General features: G+C 44.7%; 13 protein-coding genes. 9 read left to right on the top strand and 4 right to left on the bottom strand.

The features are described from left to right. Positions 1-40: 40 nt before the first annotated feature. Complete coding sequence (locus tag HXT51_RS02000; protein ID WP_421776659.1) at positions 41-1,483, bottom strand: hypothetical protein; 1,443 nt, start codon at positions 1,481-1,483, stop codon at positions 41-43. A gap of 289 nt (positions 1,484-1,772) precedes the next feature. On the opposite strand from HXT51_RS02000, the gene nusA reads away from it, so the two are divergent. The 5 genes from nusA (at position 1,773) to ribF (ending at position 10,036) form a co-directional block, all read left to right on the top strand. After that, a complete protein-coding gene (nusA, locus tag HXT51_RS01995) occupies positions 1,773-2,816 on the top strand; it encodes a transcription termination factor NusA (RefSeq protein ID WP_103084311.1) in 1,044 nt (347 codons plus the stop codon). Positions 2,817-3,102: 286 nt separating this feature from the next. Next, complete coding sequence (infB, locus tag HXT51_RS01990; protein ID WP_421776658.1) at positions 3,103-6,309, top strand: translation initiation factor IF-2; 3,207 nt, start codon at positions 3,103-3,105, stop codon at positions 6,307-6,309. Positions 6,310-6,311: 2 nt separating this feature from the next. Further along, positions 6,312-6,863 (top strand): 30S ribosome-binding factor RbfA, encoded by a 552-nt coding sequence (gene rbfA, locus HXT51_RS01985; RefSeq protein WP_421776657.1) that lies wholly within the window; start codon positions 6,312-6,314, stop codon positions 6,861-6,863. A 307-nt stretch (positions 6,864-7,170) separates the two neighbouring features. After that, complete coding sequence (locus HXT51_RS01980) at positions 7,171-8,658, top strand: tRNA pseudouridine synthase B (RefSeq protein WP_421776656.1); 1,488 nt, start codon at positions 7,171-7,173, stop codon at positions 8,656-8,658. A gap of 76 nt (positions 8,659-8,734) precedes the next feature. Then, the gene (ribF, locus tag HXT51_RS01975; protein WP_421776796.1) at positions 8,735-10,036 is read left to right on the top strand and encodes a bifunctional riboflavin kinase/FMN adenylyltransferase; all 1,302 of its coding nucleotides are present in this window, start codon (positions 8,735-8,737) and stop codon (positions 10,034-10,036) included. A 161-nt stretch (positions 10,037-10,197) separates the two neighbouring features. On the opposite strand, the gene radA is transcribed toward ribF, so the two are convergent. Continuing rightward, positions 10,198-11,727, bottom strand: a complete 1,530-nt coding sequence (radA, locus tag HXT51_RS01970) for a DNA repair protein RadA (protein ID WP_421776655.1) — start codon at positions 11,725-11,727, stop codon at positions 10,198-10,200. Between the two features lie 87 nt (positions 11,728-11,814). Between radA and HXT51_RS01965 the strand changes: the two genes are divergently transcribed. Both HXT51_RS01965 and HXT51_RS01960 read left to right on the top strand, forming a co-directional pair. After that, the gene (locus HXT51_RS01965) at positions 11,815-12,429 is read left to right on the top strand and encodes a hypothetical protein (protein ID WP_421776654.1); all 615 of its coding nucleotides are present in this window, start codon (positions 11,815-11,817) and stop codon (positions 12,427-12,429) included. A gap of 227 nt (positions 12,430-12,656) precedes the next feature. Then, on the top strand, positions 12,657-12,746 hold the full coding sequence (locus tag HXT51_RS01960) for a 30S ribosomal protein bS22 (RefSeq protein ID WP_004268639.1): 90 nt from the start codon (positions 12,657-12,659) through the stop codon (positions 12,744-12,746). A gap of 238 nt (positions 12,747-12,984) precedes the next feature. On the opposite strand, the gene rpiA is transcribed toward HXT51_RS01960, so the two are convergent. Both rpiA and HXT51_RS01950 read right to left on the bottom strand, forming a co-directional pair. Next, a complete protein-coding gene (rpiA, locus tag HXT51_RS01955) occupies positions 12,985-13,683 on the bottom strand; it encodes a ribose-5-phosphate isomerase RpiA (protein ID WP_004105437.1) in 699 nt (232 codons plus the stop codon). 175 nt (positions 13,684-13,858) lie between these two features. After that, complete coding sequence (locus tag HXT51_RS01950) at positions 13,859-14,941, bottom strand: ribonuclease H family protein (RefSeq protein WP_421776653.1); 1,083 nt, start codon at positions 14,939-14,941, stop codon at positions 13,859-13,861. A 1,236-nt stretch (positions 14,942-16,177) separates the two neighbouring features. On the opposite strand from HXT51_RS01950, the gene HXT51_RS01945 reads away from it, so the two are divergent. Further along, positions 16,178-18,835: a hypothetical protein gene (locus HXT51_RS01945; protein WP_421776652.1), complete on the top strand. Its 2,658-nt coding sequence runs from the start codon at positions 16,178-16,180 to the stop codon at positions 18,833-18,835. A gap of 228 nt (positions 18,836-19,063) precedes the next feature. Next, positions 19,064-21,025, top strand: a complete 1,962-nt coding sequence (locus tag HXT51_RS01940; RefSeq protein WP_421776651.1) for a SpaH/EbpB family LPXTG-anchored major pilin — start codon at positions 19,064-19,066, stop codon at positions 21,023-21,025. Positions 21,026-21,042 lie beyond the last annotated feature (17 nt).

The following is a 21,042-nucleotide window of genomic DNA, read 5'->3' as shown; positions in this document are numbered from 1 at the left end:
CGATTTTGTGTACTTAGTGGCGCTGTGGATGAGCGCGAAATTATTTAGCGAGAATTGCGGATACGTCTGTTGGGTATCCCATTGAGTAAGCGCGCAAAAGCCTTGAGATTACGAGTTTCGCTAGAATATTGTGCAATTCGTTATTTACTTCTTTTATAGAAGATTTTTTCAGATTGATAGATGAGGAATCTGACTTGTGAGATCCAGGCTTGTGAGATCCTGACTTGTGAGAGGAATCTGCAGTTTTGCCGCTCTTGGAGGAGTTATCTGAATTGGAGGAGTTGTCTGAATTGGCATAGTCGTAATCTGCTTCTGGAATCTCACTTTTAGCGTCATATCCAGTAAATGCAAAATTTTCGTTTAAAGCTGCAAGTTCTGTTCGCGCGCAATCCATATAGACAATTGCCTCAACTTTAAGATTCTTTCCAGTAGCAGTGTCTTTTGCTTTTTGCGAATCCAATGATTCGAATGGGAAATCATATGTTTTTTTGCGAATATCCTTGCCTTTTCCGGCAAAATGCATGAAAGTATCAGATATGCTTGCCGCGTTTTCGCCTTTTTTAAACAAATCCCGGTCTTTTTGATTTGAGGCGAGCGTTTGCAAAATAAAAGCAAGTTGATCCTCTCCAAGTGCTGCTCGCGCGATAGGGGCGTGCGTCAAACGTAAGCTTTCGTGATCGTGCGCAAATTTTCGTATAGCTTCAAACATGTGTGTTTCCGCTTCATCTGCCACGCGCGTTAAGCGATCGGATGGGGTTTGTGAAGCGTAAGATTTTTTAGAATCTGAATCGTCTGATTTATTTTTTGAATTTTCAGGATTCTCTGCAAATTCTTCAGATGAGTTTTCAGATGAGTTCTTAGACGAGGCCTCAGCAAAGTCTTTATATGAGTTTTCGGAAAAATCCTTCGTAAATTCTTCGGCAAATTCTTTGGCAAAATCGCTGTTATTTTGTATTAGTTTTACTGTTATTTGTGTGCTTTTTACTATTCCTTCAGCAAATCTACTCGGGCACTGTTCTGCGACTATTTGCCACGCTTTAGCGGTTTGTTTGAGTAATGAGTAATTTAATTGCGCGGATTTTTCTGTTTTTGAGGAAGCGCTGTTGACAGAATTGTTGGAAGCGTTGTTGGCAGAGTTTTCAGTATTGTTTTTGACGGTATTCTTGCTTTTGGCAGAGTTTTCGGTATCGTTGCTTTTATCGGTTTTTCCAGTATCACTGCTCGCGTTATTAGCGTTTTCAGAATCATTACTAGAGCTATTAGCATCTATATATTTTTGATTTTTTTGAGCTATACGATAGGCGCTCGCGCAAAGGCTAGATTTTGCTGAGGACTGTTCAAGTGCCTTTTGGTCTATTCGAACATTATTACATGCAGATAGTGAAAGTACGATTCCGCAGCAAAAGACTACTGAAATAACGGTTTTAGCTGTACTTTTTGCTTTGCGTATTGAATCCTTTAACAAAACTTTAAGTGTCTGCATAATCTAATAGAATAAGCAACGAGTGTGACCAATGCGGAGTTTTTAGATTTTCAACATCAAATGATGTCTAAAATTATCTCTTAAATAATGGAAATACTTAAAAATTATGCTTGTTTTTATAATAAAGCTGTTTAATTACGTAAATTGTATAGATTTTATGTAATTAGACTGAAAAAGTGTTGATTATAGAAATATGGCGTAATTGAAGATTTATAAATACAAATGAAAATTCATAACTACAAATAATTATAAGTGAATTATAAGTTAAATATACGAGAGGACGTGCACGATGGAATTGGATTTGGCGGGAATGCATCAGCTTGCGGCTCAGCAGGGGATTAATGCCGAAGAGCTGGACGAGGCACTCGCCGAGGCTTTACGTCTTGCATATATGAAGACTTCGCATCCTGCTAAGCATGCTCGCGTTGAATTAGATGAACGCGCTGGTACTTTTACTGTTTGGGCACGAGATGAAATACCAGGTGTTCCTACGGAAGAGAATCCTCATCCTGCCACAACTTTGGGGGAGGAATATGACGATACTCCCCATGATTTTGGACGTCTTGCCGCCGCTACAGCGCGACAGGTTATTAGCCAGATTTTCCGCAAAGCAGAAGATGACCGTGTTTTTGGAGCTTTTTCTGGTCAAAAAGGCAAGCTGATTAATGGCATTATTCAGCAAGATTCTAAGGATCCTTCGAATATACATGTTGCAGTTGGGGATGTTGAGGCAATTCTCCCACGTCGTGAGCAGGTTCCTGGTGAGCGTTATCGTCACGGTGAGCGCATTCGAGTTTACGTTGTGAATGTTGCGCGCGGCTTGCGTGGGCCTGAAATTGTTGTTTCAAGATCGCATCCTGAACTTGTTCGCCGTTTGTTTGAACGTGAAGTTCCTGAACTTGTTTCTGGAGCTGTGTCGATTATGTCTATTGCTCGTGAAGCCGGCGCTCGCACTAAGATTGCTGTCCGTGCAAATACGGACGGAGTCAATCCTAAGGGTGCTTTGATTGGTCCTGGCGGTGCTCGTGTACGCGCTGTTATGGAAAATCTTGGACAAGAAAAGATAGATATTGTTGACTGGTCTGAAGATCCAGCAAAGTTTGTAGCTGCAGCTCTTTCGCCAGCTGTTGCAACACAAGTAACTGTTGTAAGCGAAAAGAGTCAGACTGCTATTGCGTATATTCACGATGCTCAGCTTTCTTTGGCAATCGGTAAAGAAGGTCAGAATGCTCGTTTGGCTGCAAAGTTAACGGGTTGGAAGATTGGTGTCGAATCTGCTGAAGAGCATGCTAAAAAGGTTGAGGCTGCTAAGTTAGCACAAGCTGAAAATTAGGCTGATAGTCGGATTCAAAATTAGGCTGATAGGAGAATCGAAAGTTGGGTTGATATCGAATCCAACGTTTCCGGTATGCTATTAGCTGAAATCTGGGCAAGTGGCTTAAATGGCTTATTAAGTGGCTTAGCAGGTTGCTGGGTGAATGCGTTTGCTTTCATCCAGTGATAGACGAGGTACAAAATCATGGTCGCACGATGATATATCGCACGATAATACATAAAAACTCGCAATAATAAACGTGGTTGCGTGGGTTAGCGCTGCCACAGACTGAGGAGAACACTGAGTGGTAAAAAAGCGCGTGTACGAACTAGCCAAAGAATTTGGTGTAGATAGTAAAACCGTGTTGGAGCGTTTGAAGAGCATGGGAGAGTTTGTAAAATCAGCATCTTCCACTGTTGAAGCTCCTGTTGCGCGTCGTTTGAAGACAGCATTTGCTTCTGACGGCGGTAGTAATAATAGTTCCGCAACTAAGTCAGCCGGCACAAAAGTAGCTGGTTCTGGCGCTAATTCATCTTCGTCGTCTTCGTCTGCTTCGAATTCAGCATCGAATGGAGCTACGAATGAGAAGATGGATTCCGCAAAGGTTAGTTCTTCAAAAGGCGATTCTAAAAATGCGGGTGCCGATTCTGAAAAGTTCGGCGAGAAGTCTTCCGAAAAGCTTTCTGATAAGTCTTCAGAAAAGCCTGGCCACAATAGCGCTGTAAATAATTTTGCTAATTCGCAAAATTCTGCGGATAATTCTTATGCCAATAGTGGCGAGAAAAAGCCTTCCGATGCGTATAGTGGCGAGTCAGCGCAAGCAGCACACACTGCGTCTGAATCCTCTGCTCCTAAGCCAGGAGCTCACACTCACGCTCATCAAAATGCTGGGACTAACGGAACTAACGGTTCTGCTAACGGTTCTAACGGAACTAACGGTTCTGCTAACGGTGCTAACAGCTCTAATGGGAATGATCGTCGTTCGGATCGTCGTGATGGTTCGCGTTCTCAGTCGCGTAACGCAAAACAAGGCGGTCAGGGTGGCCAAGCGCAAGGTCAAAATGGCCAAGGTCAAGATCGTTCGAATCGTTCCGAGCGCTCCGATAATCGTTCTGATCGTTCGCAAATGCCTCCACGTCCTCGTCCTCATCAAGCTCATGGGGCTGGTGCAAATGCTCCTCGTCCGGGCAATAATCCATTTAGTCGTAAACAGGGCATGCGTTCTCCTACACCTGGAGATATTCCTCGTCCTCATCCAATGTCTCGTCCGGGCGAAAGCAATCGCGGTGGCAAGCCAGGTCAGGGCGGTCAAGTCCAGGGTGCTGGTAATGGCAATGGTCGCGGTCGCGGTCGCGGCGGCAAACAAGGCCAAGGCGGACAAGGAGGCCAGGGAGGTCAAGGCGGTTCAGCACGTCAAGGCCAATGGAGTGGTTCACATCGTTCGCATGCATCGGGTGGTAGTTCTCGTCAAGCTTCTTCTGAAGCACGTTTTGCAGGAGCACAAGCTGCAGCAGGATTCCAAGCAGCTGCTGCTGGAGCGCCAAATGGTGGACCATCGCGAGGCGGTCGCGGTCGTGCTGGTGCTGCAGGTGCATTCGGACGTCAGGGAGGCAAGTCTTCTAAGGCTCGTAAGAATCGTTTAGCGAAGCGTCGTGAATACGAAGAGCTTAAAGCACCAGTGATTGGTGGCGTTCGTATTCCTTCGGGTAATGGCGCTACGATTCGCTTGCGTCAGGGTGCAACTCTTTCTGATTTGGCAGAAAAGATTGATGTGAATCCAGCAGCTTTGGTAACTGTTCTTTTCCACTTGGGAGAAATGGCAACAGCTACGCAGTCCTTGGATGAGTCAACATTCCAAATCTTGGGCGAAGAAATCGGCTGGAATATCAGTATTGTTTCTGCAGAAGAAGAAGATAAGGCGCTTTTGCAGCAATTCGATATTGATTTGGACGAAGAAGAATTGCAAGAAGATGACGATTTGCAATCTCGTCCGCCTGTAGTAACTGTTATGGGTCACGTTGATCACGGTAAAACTCGCTTGCTTGATACTATTCGTAAGTCGAATGTTATTGCGCGCGAGGCCGGCGGCATTACCCAGCGTATTGGTGCTTACCAAGTCATGGTAAATCTTGAAGGTAAGCCTCGTAAGATTACATTCCTCGATACCCCAGGCCACGAAGCGTTTACTGCTATGCGTGCCCGCGGTGCTGAGCTTACAGACGTTGCAATTCTTGTTGTTGCAGCAGACGACGGCGTGATGCCTCAGACTGTTGAAGCTATTAACCACGCTCAGGCTGCTCACGTGCCAATTGTTGTGGCCGTTAACAAGATTGATGTTGAAGGCGCTAATCCTGAAAAGGTGCGTGGCCAGCTCACTGAATACGGTTTGGTTGCTGAAGAATACGGCGGCGACACTATGTTTGTGGATATTTCCGCAAAGCAGGGCACGAACGTCGATAAGCTTCTTGAAGCTGTGTTGTTGACTGCTGACGCTGAGCTTGATCCTAAGGCAAATCCAAATATGGACGCTCGCGGTGCAACTATCGAAGCTCGACTCGATAAGGGTCGTGGTGCTGTTGCTACTGTTCTTGTGCAGCAGGGTACACTTCACGTTGGCGATTCTATTGTTGCCGGCACTTCTTACGGCCGTGTGCGCGCAATGCTCGACGAAAACGGCAATCACTTGCAGGATGCGGCTCCTTCCACTCCTGTTCAGGTGCTTGGTTTGACTTCAGTTCCAACCGCTGGCGACTTGTTCTTGGTTACTTCGGATGATCGTTCTGCTCGTCAGATTGCTGAGAAGCGTGCGGCTACAGAACGTGCAGCTCAGCTTGCTAAGCGTCGCAAGGTTGTGTCTCTTGAAAGCCTTAAGGAACAGTTCGCTAAGTCTGAAGTTGATATGCTGAACATCGTTATTAAGGGCGATTCTTCTGGTTCCGTTGAGGCTTTGGAAGATTCCTTGATGAAGATTGAGGTTTCTGAAGAAGTTGGAATCCAGGTTATTCACCGCGGTGTTGGTGCAATTACTCAGAACGATGTGAACTTGGCAACTGTTGATAAGGCTGTGATTATTGGCTTCAACGTGCGTCCAAACCGTCAGGTTGCTGATTTGGCTGAACGCGAAGGCGTGGAAGTTAAGTACTACTCGGTTATTTACAAGGCAATCGAAGATATCGAAGCTGCTTTGAAAGGTATGCTTAAGCCTGAATTTGAAGAGGTTGTTACTTCTCACTCTGAGATTCGCGAAATCTTCCGCTCGTCCAAGTTCGGCAATATTGCTGGTGTTATGGTTCAAGACGGCGAAGTCAAGCGCGGTACGAAGTGCCGTATTTTGCGCGACGGCGTTGCTACTGTCAACGATCTTGAAATCTCCAGCTTGCGTCGATTCAAAGACGATGTTCAATCTGTCAAAGAGGGTTACGAAGCCGGTATTAATCTCGGTAGCTTCAATGACATTGAGCTTGGCGATATAATCGAAACCTTTGAAATGAAGCAGATTGAGCGTAAGTAATTATGGCAGGAACAAATCCTAGGGCTGCGAAAATAGCGGCGTTAATCCAGCGTGTTATTGCGTCTAATATGGAATCGCATTTGCACGATAAGCGTCTTTCTAGCGTGACTATTACGGAAGTGCGCGTTACGAACGATTTGCAGATTGCGAAAGTTTATTGGACGCAACTTGGTCACGAAGGCAAAGAGAAGGGTGAGCGTCAGCGTGCAGCCCAGGCTTTGCAGCAGGCTCACGGTAGGCTTCGCTCGCTTGTTGGTGCTAAAGCTGGCTTGCGTTTGACGCCGCAATTGCAGTTTATTTATGACGAAGTGCCAACTGAAGCGCATGAAATTGAGGATATTCTTGTTGCTGCTAGAAAACGAGATGAAGAATTAGCTAAAGCGCGTGAAAATGCTCAATATGCGGGAGATGTCGATCCGTATAAGAAGCCGCGAGAAATTGACTCTTTGGAATCTGAAGATGATGATGAATCTGAAGAGGATGAATATTCTGAGGATGAATCTTTAGAGGATGGCGCTACTTCTGAGTACGAATCTGAGGACGAATCGTTATAGGATGATTTAGAAGAATCTTAATCCGATTTTGTGGATGATTTAGCGGATGATTTGGCAGATAAATCCTGTTTTTAGGATTAATCTGAAAAATTTTCTGATTTAGGTGATGATTTTTATCGCTTTAAGTAGTATGATTCTTCTAAAACTTAAGATTCGTGAAATTTTTCCGATTCTTACTAATTAACTTATTGACAGTGGCGTCTTAAGCGAGATGGACATGAGTCTTAAGTGATATAAATCGTTTAAGACGCTGGAGTTGTTTAACCGTTTAGGGCGCGCTGTCGGTTAAGTTTATTAAGCCGTAAAAATGTTAAAGAGAGAGAAAATGCCAAAGTCTGGTTTTATTTTTGTTGATAAGCCTCAAGGCGTTACAAGCCATGACGTAGTTGATTGCGTTCGTGGCATTTTGCACACAAAGCGTGTAGGCCACGCTGGAACTCTTGATCCAATGGCAACAGGTTTGTTGATTGTCGGTTTCGGGAGTGCAACTCGTTTGCTTAATTATCTGCTTGGGCAGAATAAGACTTACGAAACGGTTATTCGTCTTGGTGAGGCGACTACCACCGATGATGCTGATGGAGATGTTATCTCGAATGAAGTTTTCGAGGATGATTTTGCATCTTCTGAAGCTGCATCGGGCGTGTCGTTTAGAAGCAAGTATTTTGGCAGAGCTTCGGTTGGCAGAGCTTCGGTTGACGGAGATTCGGTTGACTCTGAGTCGTTTGATAGTGCGTCGTTTATTGAAGAATTGCAATCCGTAATTTCCAAGCATTTTCTTGGAAGTATTATGCAAGTTCCAACTTCGTATTCCGCCGTTAAGGTTAACGGAAAACGCGCTTATGAGTTGTCTCGCGAGGGGAAGGAAGTGCATTTAGAATCTAGGAAGATTTTTATTCATGATTTTTCTGTTCTAGATGCAAAAGTAACTGAAGGCGTAAGCGGTGCGAAGGTGATTGACGTGCACGCGAATATTACTTGCTCTAGTGGAACGTATATTCGTGCGTTGGCTCGAGATTTGGGTCGTATGCTTGGAGTTGGCGGTCATTTAGTTCAATTACGACGTACTAATATTGGCTATTTCTCTGTCGACAATCCTCGAGTGCTTAAGCTTTGCGCTAAATCTAAAGAGTTTACGGATAAAAATGGCGTATTGCAAACTCGCTTGAAGGCTGCTCCCTTGGAAGATTTCGGTGCGTCGTGTTCAGGTGCGACTGGTTCTGTTGACAAATGTTCAAGTGCGCCTTGCATATCTCACTATTGCTTAACTATGTTGCAGGTCGCAAAATACGTGCTTCCTATTGTTTGCATTAATAAATCGCAAGCGGAAGATTTGCGTTTTGGGCGTTTTATCGAGTTGCCTGAAGATGCCGAAGTTCCTAATTTAGAGCTGTTCTCGAAGCCATATTTGCAGTATGAATCTCAGGATTTGGACTTGTGCGAGCAGGCTTGCAATCAAACTCAGGCTAATGCACAGACTTGCGAGCAGACTCAGGCTGAAGTTAATAATCAGGCTGAAGTTAATAATCAGACTGCAGTAAAATATCCGGCTTTAACTTATACAGTAGAGGAAGTCGATAAAACTATTAGCGAAAATAGTAATAAATCCGATATTTGTGAGTCTTCTACTAATAAATCTGGTAATATTTACGCATATAACGGATCTTCTGACTCAAAATCTGTAGTTGTTGACGTTGTTGCAATCGTAGAACCAGCGGAAAATGACAATTGTGGGAAAATCAAGCCTGTTGTGGTATTTCCGGCAGAGCAGAAGGCTGGTAAACTAGAAGCTGAGTGAAAATAGTCGTGACTTTGTATGTGGATTTTGTAAGAGTCATGATGAGTAAAAGATTGGACTTGATAGCAGGAATATGATGAAGGTCATAGATATTAGACCAGATGCAAACGGCATGATTAATTGGCCAACCTTAAGCGCCGAAAAAAAGTCAGTTGTTACAATTGGTGCATTTGATGGCATGCACCGCGGGCATCGCGAAATAATCAGCAGAACCGTGGATATTGCTCATCGCAATGGCGCTTTTTCCGTCGTTATCATGTTCAATCCTCGTCCTAGTACTGTTCACAAAAATCCAGACAAATACGATGACTTTGGCGATTCTTCTAGCGATATCCCAGCTGATGATCAAGCTTTAAGCAGTATACGTCAGCGTTTGCGTGTTATGTCTGATTTGGGCGTTGACCATGTGCTTATAGTTCGATACAGCCTAGCTTTCGCGGCTAAGTCTTATAGATTCTTCTTAGGGCAACTTGTTGGAAAGCTTGGCATGCGCGCATTAGTTCTTGGGAAGGATGCTGAGCTTGGAGCTCGTCGTGCTGGTAATATTCATACGATTGGCGAACTTGCGAGTGCGACTGGCGTTTTTGAGTTGATTGTTGTTGACGATTGCGGTCCAGGAGAAGTTCGCGTTCCAGATCCTATTGTGCGCGAAGAGCCTAAAGAAGATGGCGATCCGCATGACCCTTCGGAAGGCATGAATAAGGCTGAATATCGCGCGTGGAGCAAGGGAATTCCAAATAAAAAAGTTCGCGCGTGGAGTTCTACGAATGTTCGTTGGATGCTTGCGACTGGGCGAGTGAAGGATGCTCGTGAGGTTTTAAGTCAGCCACATAGAGTTGAGGGAACTGTTGTTCACGGAAATGAGCGCGGTCGTGAGCTTGGATATCCGACAGCTAATTTAGGTGAGTCGATTGAAGGATATATTCCAGCTGATGGCGTTTATGCTGGCTGGCTTATTGATTTAGATTCGGATGCTGTGCGTAGCGTTGGCGGATCTGATACTGAGGAGAACGATTCTTCAGATATTATTCCTACTACCAGCTTGCTTCGTCGCGATGAATTACATTTAGGTGCGCGTTCTCCGTGGCGTTGGCCGGCAGCTATTTCAATCGGATCTAAGCCTACTTTCGCTGGTGGAGATGGTGCTGGAGATTTGTCGAATGATTCCAATGGTTCCGATCCTCAAGAACATACTGTAGAGGCGTATGCTTTAACTGATGAGTGGAAAGACTTGTATGGGCATCGCGTATGCTTAGAATTCACTAATTTCTTGCGACCTCAGCATACTTTTAGCTCTGTTGACGAGTTGAAGGATACGATTAAGCGTGACGTTGAGAACGTTCGCGCTATTACAGATGCTGATTCTGAAGTATTCTGAAGTATTCTTGATTTTGTGTACTTACATGCGTTCTAAGTAAACAAATTCGGGTAAGTGTTCTTGGTTTTGTGTACTTATTGGGCGTGTTTGTAAACAAAAGCAAGAAGGGTTGCTTGGTTTTATGGAGTTTTCTGAAGTCTGATATTCGTATTTCAGACTTCTCACAACCCAAGTGCTTGCAATGCTTCACGTACTGTACGCACCTCGATTATCTCTAATCCCGGTACGCTTATCTTCTTACGCATAGGGCAGATTATGGTTCGCTTATATCCAAGTCTCGCGGCTTCACGAAGTCTTGGTTCCATTCTTGGAGCTGTGCGGACTTGTCCATTTAAGCTGATTTCGCCAATCGCGCAGGTGTTACTTTTAACAGCTTTAGTTTTAGCAGCACTAGCAAGAGCGGCAATAATTGCAAGATCGCAAGCCGGTTCTTTTGCCACTGCACCTGCAATCGTGGAAACATATAAATCCTGCGACAAAAGGTTTACGTGTCCGTGCCTATAAAGTACGGCGGTAAGCATGGCAATCCTGTTGCTATCCGCTCCAGAAACAGCTCTTCTAGGAGTCGGCAGTGCAGAATTAGTTACGAGCGCTTGTATTTCTATAGGCAAGCTTCGGTGTCCTTCTAAAGTCATCGTTACGCAAGTTCCCTCAGTTTGCGCTTCTTGAGAAGACAAAAACAGTCCAGAAGGATCCGGTACTTCCTCAATGCCTTCGCCGCTCATATCGAAACATCCAACTTCGTCTGTCGGTCCAAAACGATTTTTAACAGCTCTAAGCATGCGCAAAGCAGTCTGGCTATCGCCTTCAAACTGGCAAACCGTGTCAACCAAGTGCTCCAAAGTTCGAGGGCCCGCGATTGATCCATCTTTAGTTACGTGTCCTACTAAAAGCACTGGAATTTCATACGCTTTTGCAACGTCAATCAGTGCGCTCGCCACTTCGCGAACCTGCGTGGAACCGCCCGTAATTCCGTCTACGTCTTGGGAAACGATTGTTTGCGCTGAATCCACTATTGCTAACGTTGGCTGATATTGTTCTATAAGCGAAAGCACGGTGCCGAGATTAGTTGTTGACGCTAAAAGTAAGTAGTCGTTTAGCGCGTTAATCCTAGATGCTCTGAGTTTAACTTGTGCGGCTGATTCTTCTCCAGAAATGTACAAGACTGGGTTTGATTTGGTTTCTTGCGATCTTTTAGCTACTTTTCCAGCGGTTTCGAGGAGTAAAGTGGATTTTCCTATTCCTGGTTCTCCTGCTATTAACGTGACTGAGCCTGGAACTAATCCGCCGCCTAAAACGCGATCGAATTCAGAGAATCCGCTTGGAATGCGCATGCTATCGTCTGCGTGAATTTGCGTGATTGGCTGCGCGGATGTTGATGTGGATGCTGATTCTGATGATGCGGATGTGGCTGTGGCTGTTGATGCCGCTGTTGTTGATGTTGTTGTTGTTCTGGATTTCGCTAATGCCGATGCTGCGTATGATGTTGACGTAGATTTTGCGGATGCAATTGCCCGCGCTGGTGCAATTGCCCGCGCTTCGCGTGTTGTACGAGATAATCCGCTAACTCGCGCTTCGTGAAACTCGTTAACTGTGCCCCATTCTCCGCACTCCGGGCAGCGGCCATACCATTTTAATCCGCTCCAACCGCATTCAGAGCAGAGATAATTAGTAGTAGATTTTGCAGCCATGCTTAGACGCTATATGGCTTTCTAGACATTTTTCGGGCTAGCGGTTTATTGCGAATTGCCGTCATCGCACTGTGCGATAATACAGACATGTCATATAGTAGCAATTCGAGTATTACTCCTCATTCTCACCGTGGATTGTTTATTGTTTTAGCATCTGCTGGTTGTATTGTTATCCTCGCGTTTCTTTCGGCTTTTGTGTGGCCAGGATGGGCTTTGAATCATTCGTCTACTCAGCGTTCAAATCATGCTGTTGCGTTGCCAAAAACTCCATCTATTCCGGCAAAAAAGCTTCCTACTAACGCTACTGCGCTTTTGAAAGAAATGCCGGATAGCGTCCTTGACTTTGCAAGGGTGGATGCTTCGGCGAGTGCTACGTGGACTTCTGCGGCGCCATTAGAGGAATACACTGTTAAGTATTCCACGGGCGAATCTGGCGCTGACATTTCGGTTATTGTTGCGCAATGGCCGACTAAGGATGCGGCAAATAAGCAGTACGAGGTTTTGGCTTCAGGCTTGAAGGGCGATGATTTGGCTTCGGGAAAGATTCAAGTTTCAGGCAAAACTACCGGTAGCTATATTGTGCGCACTTCGGAAGAGGATAAGAATCAGGCAACTGTTATTTGGCAAAATGATACTGCTGTGTTCCAGGCATCTGGTTCTAAGCAGTCGGTTGAGCGATTCTATCGTAGTTTCCCGATGTGATTCGCTAAGCGTTTTGATGGGCTAAGATGTGATTAGCTAAGCGTTTTGATTTGCTAAGTTTAGATGCAGATTAAATGTGACTTAGCTGTGTTTTAGCCGTTGTTCAGCCATGTTTTAGCGTTTTGCGCGTGTTGTATTTGGGAATTATTTGATATAGTGTGCGAAAGTCGTCAAAACGGTGTAACATTAGGCAAGTTGCACACTTTACATAGGAATGGAGGCTTCAGATGGGTTCTGTCATCAAGAAGCGCCGCAAGCGGATGAGCAAGAAGAAGCACCGCAAACTGCTGCGTAAGACTCGTCACCAGCGCAAGTAATTTTCTTGCTATGCGTTGATGCGTGTCTGAACGTTTAGGCACGTAAGACTTTTTGAAGCGTCGGATTTCCGGCGCTTTTTTGTTTTCGCTTTAATACTCTCCATAAGTAAACAAATTCGGGGAAGTGTTCTTGGTTTTGTTTACTTAGAGTGCTGATATGTACCCCTTTTTCTGGACACTCGTGCAGTAATAAAAAATAGAGCCCGCGTTTGCGGACTCTATTCGTAAGGTTTTTGCGTTACTTATTTGGATTCGTAAGAGTGCGCGGACCGTTTGGATCGCCAACAATCACTGTGTCGACCATGTTCAAGAACAGGCCGTGCTCCACAACGCCAACAGTCTCAATCAAATCCTTCGCCAACTCCTGCGGATGCTCAATGCGCTCCATATGCAAATCAACCACGAAGTTGTTCTCGTCGGTGCGCACTTCCTTGCCGTCCGCATCAAGACGCAAAACTGGCTTATATCCGCGCTTTTCGAACTTACGAATCACCTGCGCGGAGCCAAACGGAATCACCTCAACAGGAAGTGGGAACTTGCCAATCGTATCAACTACCTTGCTTGCGTCAACAATCCACACAATGCGGTCGGAGTTAATAGCCACAATCTTTTCCCAAAGAAGTGCCGCGCCGCCGCCCTTAATACCGTTGAAATTCTTGTCAACTTCGTCAGAACCATCGATTGTAACGTCAATGTGATCCACTTCGTTAATGTCGAGAATCTTAATGCCGTAGCCTTCTGCCTGCTCTTGCGTGCGACGAGAAGTGGTGACTCCCGTGAAGCTCAAGCCTTCTTCCTTAACTCTGCGGCCAAGCTCGTCAACCAAGAAGCGCACTGTAGAGCCGGTGCCAAGACCAACCATCATTCCATTCTTTACAATCTTTGCGGCCTCAATGCCTGCTGCCTTTTTAAGCGCGTCTTGTTGTGCTTTATCCATTATTCCTGCTTTCTTGTTTTTGTTATTCCCGAGTTCGCCGATGAACTTCCATCGCTATTGCGGGAGAGGCATGTTATATGCGCTCGCGTACACATCATGTACACGTATAATATTAGTCTCTAGGCTGATTTTTTAACTATTTTGGTTCTCGCTGCTAGTTTTAGATTAGCTTTATCTATTTGGAAGTTGTGCGGATATAAAAAGATGTAGGATCTAATCGTAGCGTGCCATCAGGTTGCACGTATCCGCTTACGTTTATTGTGCCGGAGATATAACGCGCTTCACCGTTAAAAGTTGGGCTGGTATTTGGCGGTGGAGTGAATTGAAGTACGCCAGATACGCTTAGTCCTGGTACGGATTTTAGAATTTCTTGGGATTGTGTTTGTGTAGATTTCGTTTCGGGGGATTGTGTTTCTTGGGATTGTGTTTCTTGGGATTGTTTTTGTGCGATAGCTGTAGTTTCGTTTTCTGTAGTATCACTATCTGCAGTTACGCTATCTGTAGAGTCTGTAGTATCGTTGGTATTAGTTTCGCTAGCTTTAATTACGTTATCTGTAGTATCGCTATCTGTAGTTGAGTTAGCTTTAGTATCGCTATCTTCTATATTTTTATTAGTTAAAAGAAAATCAGGATTCGTATCCGATCCTACAGTGCGATTTTTGTGATATTCCGCGCTCGAAATTTTATTATCGAGAAGAAGATGCGCATCGTCGGGGATATCAGTGCCATTCGCGTAAGAAGAAGAAAGCAGCGATTTCCAGCCTTCTAAAGGCAAATAGCCGACCTTCATACCATCGCGACAATCCTCAGCATACCCGTGCGCCAAAGTATCAACCTTCTCGTTGCCGGCGTTTCCAGCGTGCCCCTTAACCCACACGAATTTTACGGCACCTTCGCGCTTGGTAATTTCCGCGTCAATCGCGCGAATCAGCTCGGCGTTTTTCACAGGCTCGTTTTTGGAGTTCTTCCAACCGTTCTTCTTCCAGCCGTGAATCCACGTAGTCGCGCAGTTTATAGCGTATTGCGAATCGCTTTCGATTGTTAGCGGCTCGCTTCCAGGATGCGCTCGCAAAGCCTCCAAAACCGCGCATAATTCGCCGATTTGATTCGTGCCGTTAGTGGCTCCGCCGGCATCTGCGTTTCCAGTGTGATGGTGTTCGTGGGCGTTGCCAGACGCATCGGTGTGATCTGCCCAAGCCCAACCCATTGAGCCGTTTGGATTTCCGAGCGCGGAACCATCAGTAGAAACAACAATCATGGCGAACCTTTCGAAAGTATCTATACGTGCAATTCTATAGTATCGCGATGCGCGTGACGACCTGCTTTTGCACTTAGAACGTAGTGTGCAAAAGCAACTCGGAGCGCCGAGCTTGCTTAGGGTTGAAAGTCCAGTGGACTTTCAACGCAAGCGAGGATATGACTCAGGCGGTGAGGGATAAGGATTACTAGCGCGACGACCTGCTTGAGCGCTTAAAGCGTAGCGCGCGAAAGCAATTCGGAGCGTGAGCTTGCTCAGGGTTGAAAGCACAGTGCGCTTTCAACGCAAGCTCAGCCGAGCGGCAATTAGCCGTGAGGACAGACGTTACGCTCTCGTACAGTACAGAATTTTATAATTTTCCTATGCAGTGTTGCTGAGCTCTCGGAGTTTCTCTCATCGCAAGATTTTTACATTGCTCTAAGAGAAACTTCGACAGCTCTTGGCATGTTTAGTCTTTTAATCTTCGGTTAATCACCGAGATTTTTCAATTTTTCTTCTTCATTCGATGAATCACCATCGAAGGGCTGCGAATCGACCGAGCTTAAAGCTGCATAGTGCGCTTTAAGCTCCTTCGATGAGTGAGCTGGCACAGAGAGGAAGTCCAGTGGACTTCCTCGCCAGCGAAGTGTTGAGCTGTTACTGCGTGCGCGATGGAAAGTGGCACTAAAGATCTCGTTCACTGCGAAAAATCTCAAATCTCTGCCTAACTAATAGAAGTACAGTACGCTGCACTTTGGGGACACTCATGCAGAAATAAAACTGCGCGAGGGTCGGATTTTGCTTGCCTTTGGGCACTGGTGCAGTTTCATTTTCTGAGTTAATGGCTAATGGATAGATGTGTGTGGATATGCAATAAATCACTGTATTTAGTAGTTGGCGGATGGTTGAGTGTTGTTATATTGTGGTTTGCGACACGCCCGAAGTTTATAGAACTAAAATCGTCCACGGTAAAATATTCTAAAAACATGTGTTATCTTGAATATTTTTTAACGTATTTCATGATTATTTTCATAGAAAAAGTGGTTTTCAAAAAGATTGTCAAATTCGTGAATTTTGCTTGAATTCCACCATGGGGGGGGGGTATGCTTACAGCTGTACATTGCATTGGGTTTTGATCGTACTGTTTAACGGTTTTCATGGCTGTGCTTGCAGTAAAGACATTACCTTTAGCCTTTATTTATTGTGCAAGGTCAGGGAGAGTATATAGAGCATTTAAAGGAATATTAAGGAATATTTATGAATATTCAGAAGGTTTTATTAAAAGTTTTGCGCGCGATTAGAGATTTTGTTGCTCGTCACATTGACTCTGGCGTTGCAAGAGAGTCTAAAAAGGCTTCTTGCGCCGCTTTGCGCTCAAACGCGTCCAAAAACGCGTCTAAAAATGTGTCCAAAAGCTCGTTCGTAAAATCATCTAAAAATTCGTCTCAAAAAGCGTGCGGTTCGTGCACGAGTCGAGCGTTACTTTCGTTATTTGTAGCATCTGCAACGTTGCTTGCTACTTTTGTGATTGCTCCAACTTCTGCTTTAAGCGCTGGCTCAAATACTACTGTTACTGAGAAAACTGAGGGCGAGAAGGCTGGTTCTACTAAGTCTGGTTCTGTTAAGGATGATGGTGAATCGAATAAGCAGCAGACTGAGCAGAGCGAATCTAATAATAATACTGAGCCTAATAAGAAAAATACTGGCTCTTCAAGCACTTTAACTAATAATAAGGAATCGAAGCCTGTTGAAAAGCAGCAGACCGTTAGTAACAATGGTGTCGATAAGGCTAAGTTAGCTGAGACTGCTGTAAAGAAAAACGCAAAAGACTCTAAAAAGAAAGACGCCTTTGCGGATGCTGTTAAAGGCACTGACAGAAGTGTGAAAGACGCTGGTCTCTCGGAAGAGTGTGGTAGTAAGCCTTTTAAAAAATGCTATGTTGTTAGCTACTATAATGATGAGAGTGTTGTCGATAATAATCATCCTGTTTTAATACAGCCTGGTAACACTATAACTATTAAGCCAAAATTCGAAATTAAACTTAAGGGTACTAAGAGAAAACCAGCCCCTATGCCGAGCGGCGTGTGGTTTAAATTAGAACAATATCTTAAATATCCTGTACCAAGTTGGGCGAATTTTGAAAAAGATAATGGTGCCACTAAAGTTAAGGATACTAGTAAAGATAAAACAGGCTTTGATGGTTCTGTTAAGTTGCGCCCAGGCAAATGGGATCGCGGTAGTTATAAATTTAAAGTTTATGCATATTACGAAAGCGAAAAAATATACGCTACAATAAGTGTAAAAGTTGATGTATCTGACGTGCAGAATGATTTAAAGCTGAGCTTATATGATTTTGTGAATAAGCAAGCTGGTGCTCAGATAAAAGATAATAAAATTATTATAAATCCAAAGCCTAAAGGTGTTGCCGGAGACACTACTAGCGGTACTGATAATACAGACACTTACGATCCTATTAATAAGCTTTTTATTGATTCTAAGTCGATTAAAAAGCTTGGTTTTATCTATCATCGTATGATTTGCAAAACTGGTAGTGATGATAATGCCAGTTATACGGTAGGCAGTGTTAATGGTTTGAGTCTAGGTACGCAAACTCAGTTCAAGCATAAGGAAAATAAGGACAGACCTAAACCTCCTCAAGTTGCAGATAATTCTGCTTTGTATGAAGATGATAAGTATACTGAGGAATCTCAAAGATGGATTAGTGGCACGCCTACGAAGTCTGGGACTTTTGAGTGCAGAGTGTTTGCTATTAAAAAAGATGATGAATTTAAATTAGAGCGAAACTCAGGAAACGGTAAAACTAAGGTATATTCTACAGTATTAGACGAGTTTGATACTAGAGTAGAAACTAATAAGCAATCTCTGTTTGAAAAGCCAGAACAAAACATTGTTGAAGATAAGTGGACTAATAAAGCGTCTATTAAGCAAGGCATTGACTGGGATTATAAGTCAGTTACGATTGAGGTGAAGTCGAATAAGCCTCCAGAGCCGAAGCCGCCAGAAATTGGTGATAATGATCTTACGCTGAAAGTGTATCCGTTTAAGGATTCTACAACAGCGTTGACTAGCGACAATAACAAGATTTCTGCGATGCTCGGTATGGAGCTTAAGCCGTTTGTTGATGCTACTTCTGCGGCGGATAGCACGAAGAAGATTACGTTGCGCGTGCTGTGCTCGAAGGGCGAGAAGAAGGCTGCTGCTGATGCCGGAGGTGGCGGCTCTGCTGTCGGTGACTCAAATGGCGCTACTGCTGTCGATGGTTCGTCTAGCAGTGCGAAATCTGGCTCGCAAAGTGAGCAGCCTTCTGGTTCGTCGCAAGCTGCGGAGAATCTTGAATACAAGACTTGGAGTAGCAATCTTGCCGAGCTTGGGTTGAGTGTGCCTGAGGATACGGAGCAAAATACGTGCCACTCTAATAAAGAAGGCGATAAGACTTGCGCGTCGGCTGATCCTAAGACGAATGTGGCTGCGCGAACTGATAAGGAAGTGAGCATAAAGCCGAGCATAAAGCCGAGCATAAAGCCGACTGAGGTTGGCGATTACCAGTGCGTTGTGTATGCGTTGAAGCCTGAAGCGCTTACTAAGTTTGATGATGCAATAAGCAAAGCCGCTCAATCTGGCAGCTTAACGCCTACGTTGATAAGCTCTGCGCTAACTTCTGCTACTCCTACGGCTTTTAAGGAACATAAGGATTTTGCTGCTTTTACGCTCAATATTCAATTGGCGAGTAATTTCACTTTGCCGAACACGGGCGGGCAGAGTTGGAATTTGCAGCTGGGTATTCTTGCAGCATTATTGGTGAATCTGCTGGCTGCTGGCTTTGTGGTAAGTCAAAGTGAGTGCGGCCGCAAATTAATTTTGGGAAGGTGGCGAGGCTTATGCAATCACGTATAAAGCAGTTGTATATGCATTTACTCGCGGTGCTTCGCATAAGGCGACTACGTACGCATTTGCGCATAAAGCCTTCCTGTTTCGCGCATTGTTTTATTGCGCAATCTTTCGGGATTTGGGAGCGTGATAACACAAGGTAAATGCAAAAAATTTTAAAACTTTACTCGTATGAGCATGATTAATGCAAACTAATTCTCTAGTTGCCGTAGACGGCAAATGAAAGGAGTGAACATGAAAAAGTTCACTAATAAATTCGTGGCGGCGGTTGCGTCGCTTGCGATGGCTGGCACGCTGTGCGTCGCCGGCGCTGTAACAATGTCTGGCATTGCGTGGGGTGGTCCTAATCAGTTGATTCAAACGCAACCACCTGCTCCGGCTCCGTGGGAGAATTATGCTCCTAAGAAAGGTACTATAACCATCCTTAAGTGCGTGAAGGATAAGGACGCTAAAACTCCTTCTTCTTCTACTCCTTCTTCTACTCCTTCTGGAGGTAGCGGGAAGATTATTCATCAGGGAACAAAGGTTTCTTGCCTTGCTGGTTACAAGCCGCTTGAAGGCGCTACTTTCAAATTGACTAAGGTCACTTCTGTTAAGGAAGGTGACAAGTATGTTGACTTAGATCTTAGCAAGTTTGATTCATGGCAGAAGATTGCGAAGCTTGTTACTAAGTTGAATGATCACACTATTAAAGACAGTGGTGATGATGCAGAAGTCAAGCTTGATGCTACTAACGCTATTGAGCCGAAGAACACTGATAAAAATGGTATAGCCAAGTTTGGTGATGGCAAGAATAATCTTGATCTTGGCTTGTATAAGGTTGAGGAAACTAGCGCGCCTAAGGGCTATGGTGTTTCTGACTTGCAATCCTTCTATATGACGCTTCCTTTGCCGGAGTACACCACGACTGGCAAGGAGACTAACACCAAGACGACTGTGGCTTATAACTATGATCCTATTGTGAAGCCGAAGAATAAGGATCTCTCGGCTACTATTCAGAAGGTTTACGATAAGACTAAGTTCGCTAGCGTGAAGGATAAAGTGCCTTTCACGATTACTGCAGAAGTGAACAAAGCTAAGCCTAAAGAGGGTAAGTTGACTGCTGCTAATCTTCAGGGTTATAAGGTCTTCGATGATGCTCCAACTGCTGCTTTGACAGTGAAAAAGGCTGCTGGCGCAACAACTGATCCAACTCTTGTTGATGCTGTGAAGACTGTGAAGATTGGCACAACTTCTCTTGAAAAGGGTACTTCTGCTACTGACACTAAGGATTACAGTGTCACTTTAGTGACTGATAATTCTAAACCTGAAGGTAAGGATCTTGCTCAAGGCTACACTCGTATTCTTGTAACATTTACAGATGCTGGCTTAGGTAAGATTGCTGATGCTTTGAATAATGTTCAGGAAGGCGCAGAAGCTCCTAAGGTTACGGTTGATCTCGAGTTTGAGCTTAGCGATGCTTTCAAAGGTGGTACTGCTCCTGCGGATGGTCAGACTGCAGATGACACTAGCAAGGATCAGATTATAAATAAGTCTGGCTTCTTCCAGGCTCATGAGAGTAATGAGAGCGACTTGCCACCAATCATTCCTGATAATAAGAAGGCTCAGGCGACTATTGACTTCGGTTTCCTTGATGTCCATAAGTACTACATGAAGGATGGTAAAGAGACTGATCTTTCTGGTGCTGAGTTCAGGATTTTTGCTGATAAAGATAAGGCTGATGCTTGTGCTAAAAAATTAACAGATCCTACCAAGAAAGCAGACAAGATTAAAGATTGCAAGGCTGCGTCAACTATTAGTGATGCTACTGCAAATGCTGGTGCTTCCCAACCAGCTGGCGCTGCTGCTACTGACGTACATACTGCTACAACAAACGCTGAAGGTAAGTTTACAACTCCGTACAAGACTCGCGCTGGTGAGCCGGTTTATCTTGTTGAGGTTAAAGCTCCTACGGGTTATGCGATTTCTCCTGTAGTCCACGCTGTGACTGTTGAGAAAGATAAGACTACGACTGAGCAGTTTGAGGACTTCCCACTTAAGGGTGGCGACGACGGCAAGAGCTTCTGGTTCAATCTTCCTGCAACTGGTGCTTACGGAATACTGATTTTCGCTGTCGTGGGCATGGTTCTTATTGTTGCGAGCGTGATTATGTACGTGCGCAATCGCAAGGAAGAAGAACAGCAGCAGAACGCTTGATCCGCTTTCTGAAGCTG

Origin of the sequence: Gardnerella sp. KA00255 (genome assembly GCF_049244095.1) — a bacterium.
Taxonomy (GTDB): domain Bacteria; phylum Actinomycetota; class Actinomycetes; order Actinomycetales; family Bifidobacteriaceae; genus Bifidobacterium; species Bifidobacterium vaginale_F.
This window is presented reverse-complemented; position numbering and strand designations above follow the sequence as displayed.

Coding starts and splice junctions, on each gene's coding strand:
- HXT51_RS02000 (WP_421776659.1), bottom strand. CDS start 1,483: ATGCAGACACTTAAAGTTTTGTTAAAGGATTCAATACGCAAAGCAAAA.
- nusA (WP_103084311.1), top strand. CDS start 1,773: ATGGAATTGGATTTGGCGGGAATGCATCAGCTTGCGGCTCAGCAGGGG.
- rbfA (WP_421776657.1), top strand. CDS start 6,312: ATGGCAGGAACAAATCCTAGGGCTGCGAAAATAGCGGCGTTAATCCAG.
- HXT51_RS01980 (WP_421776656.1), top strand. CDS start 7,171: ATGTTAAAGAGAGAGAAAATGCCAAAGTCTGGTTTTATTTTTGTTGAT.
- ribF (WP_421776796.1), top strand. CDS start 8,735: ATGAAGGTCATAGATATTAGACCAGATGCAAACGGCATGATTAATTGG.
- radA (WP_421776655.1), bottom strand. CDS start 11,727: ATGGCTGCAAAATCTACTACTAATTATCTCTGCTCTGAATGCGGTTGG.
- HXT51_RS01965 (WP_421776654.1), top strand. CDS start 11,815: ATGTCATATAGTAGCAATTCGAGTATTACTCCTCATTCTCACCGTGGA.
- HXT51_RS01960 (WP_004268639.1), top strand. CDS start 12,657: ATGGGTTCTGTCATCAAGAAGCGCCGCAAGCGGATGAGCAAGAAGAAG.
- rpiA (WP_004105437.1), bottom strand. CDS start 13,683: ATGGATAAAGCACAACAAGACGCGCTTAAAAAGGCAGCAGGCATTGAG.
- HXT51_RS01950 (WP_421776653.1), bottom strand. CDS start 14,941: ATGATTGTTGTTTCTACTGATGGTTCCGCGCTCGGAAATCCAAACGGC.
- HXT51_RS01945 (WP_421776652.1), top strand. CDS start 16,178: ATGAATATTCAGAAGGTTTTATTAAAAGTTTTGCGCGCGATTAGAGAT.
- HXT51_RS01940 (WP_421776651.1), top strand. CDS start 19,064: ATGAAAAAGTTCACTAATAAATTCGTGGCGGCGGTTGCGTCGCTTGCG.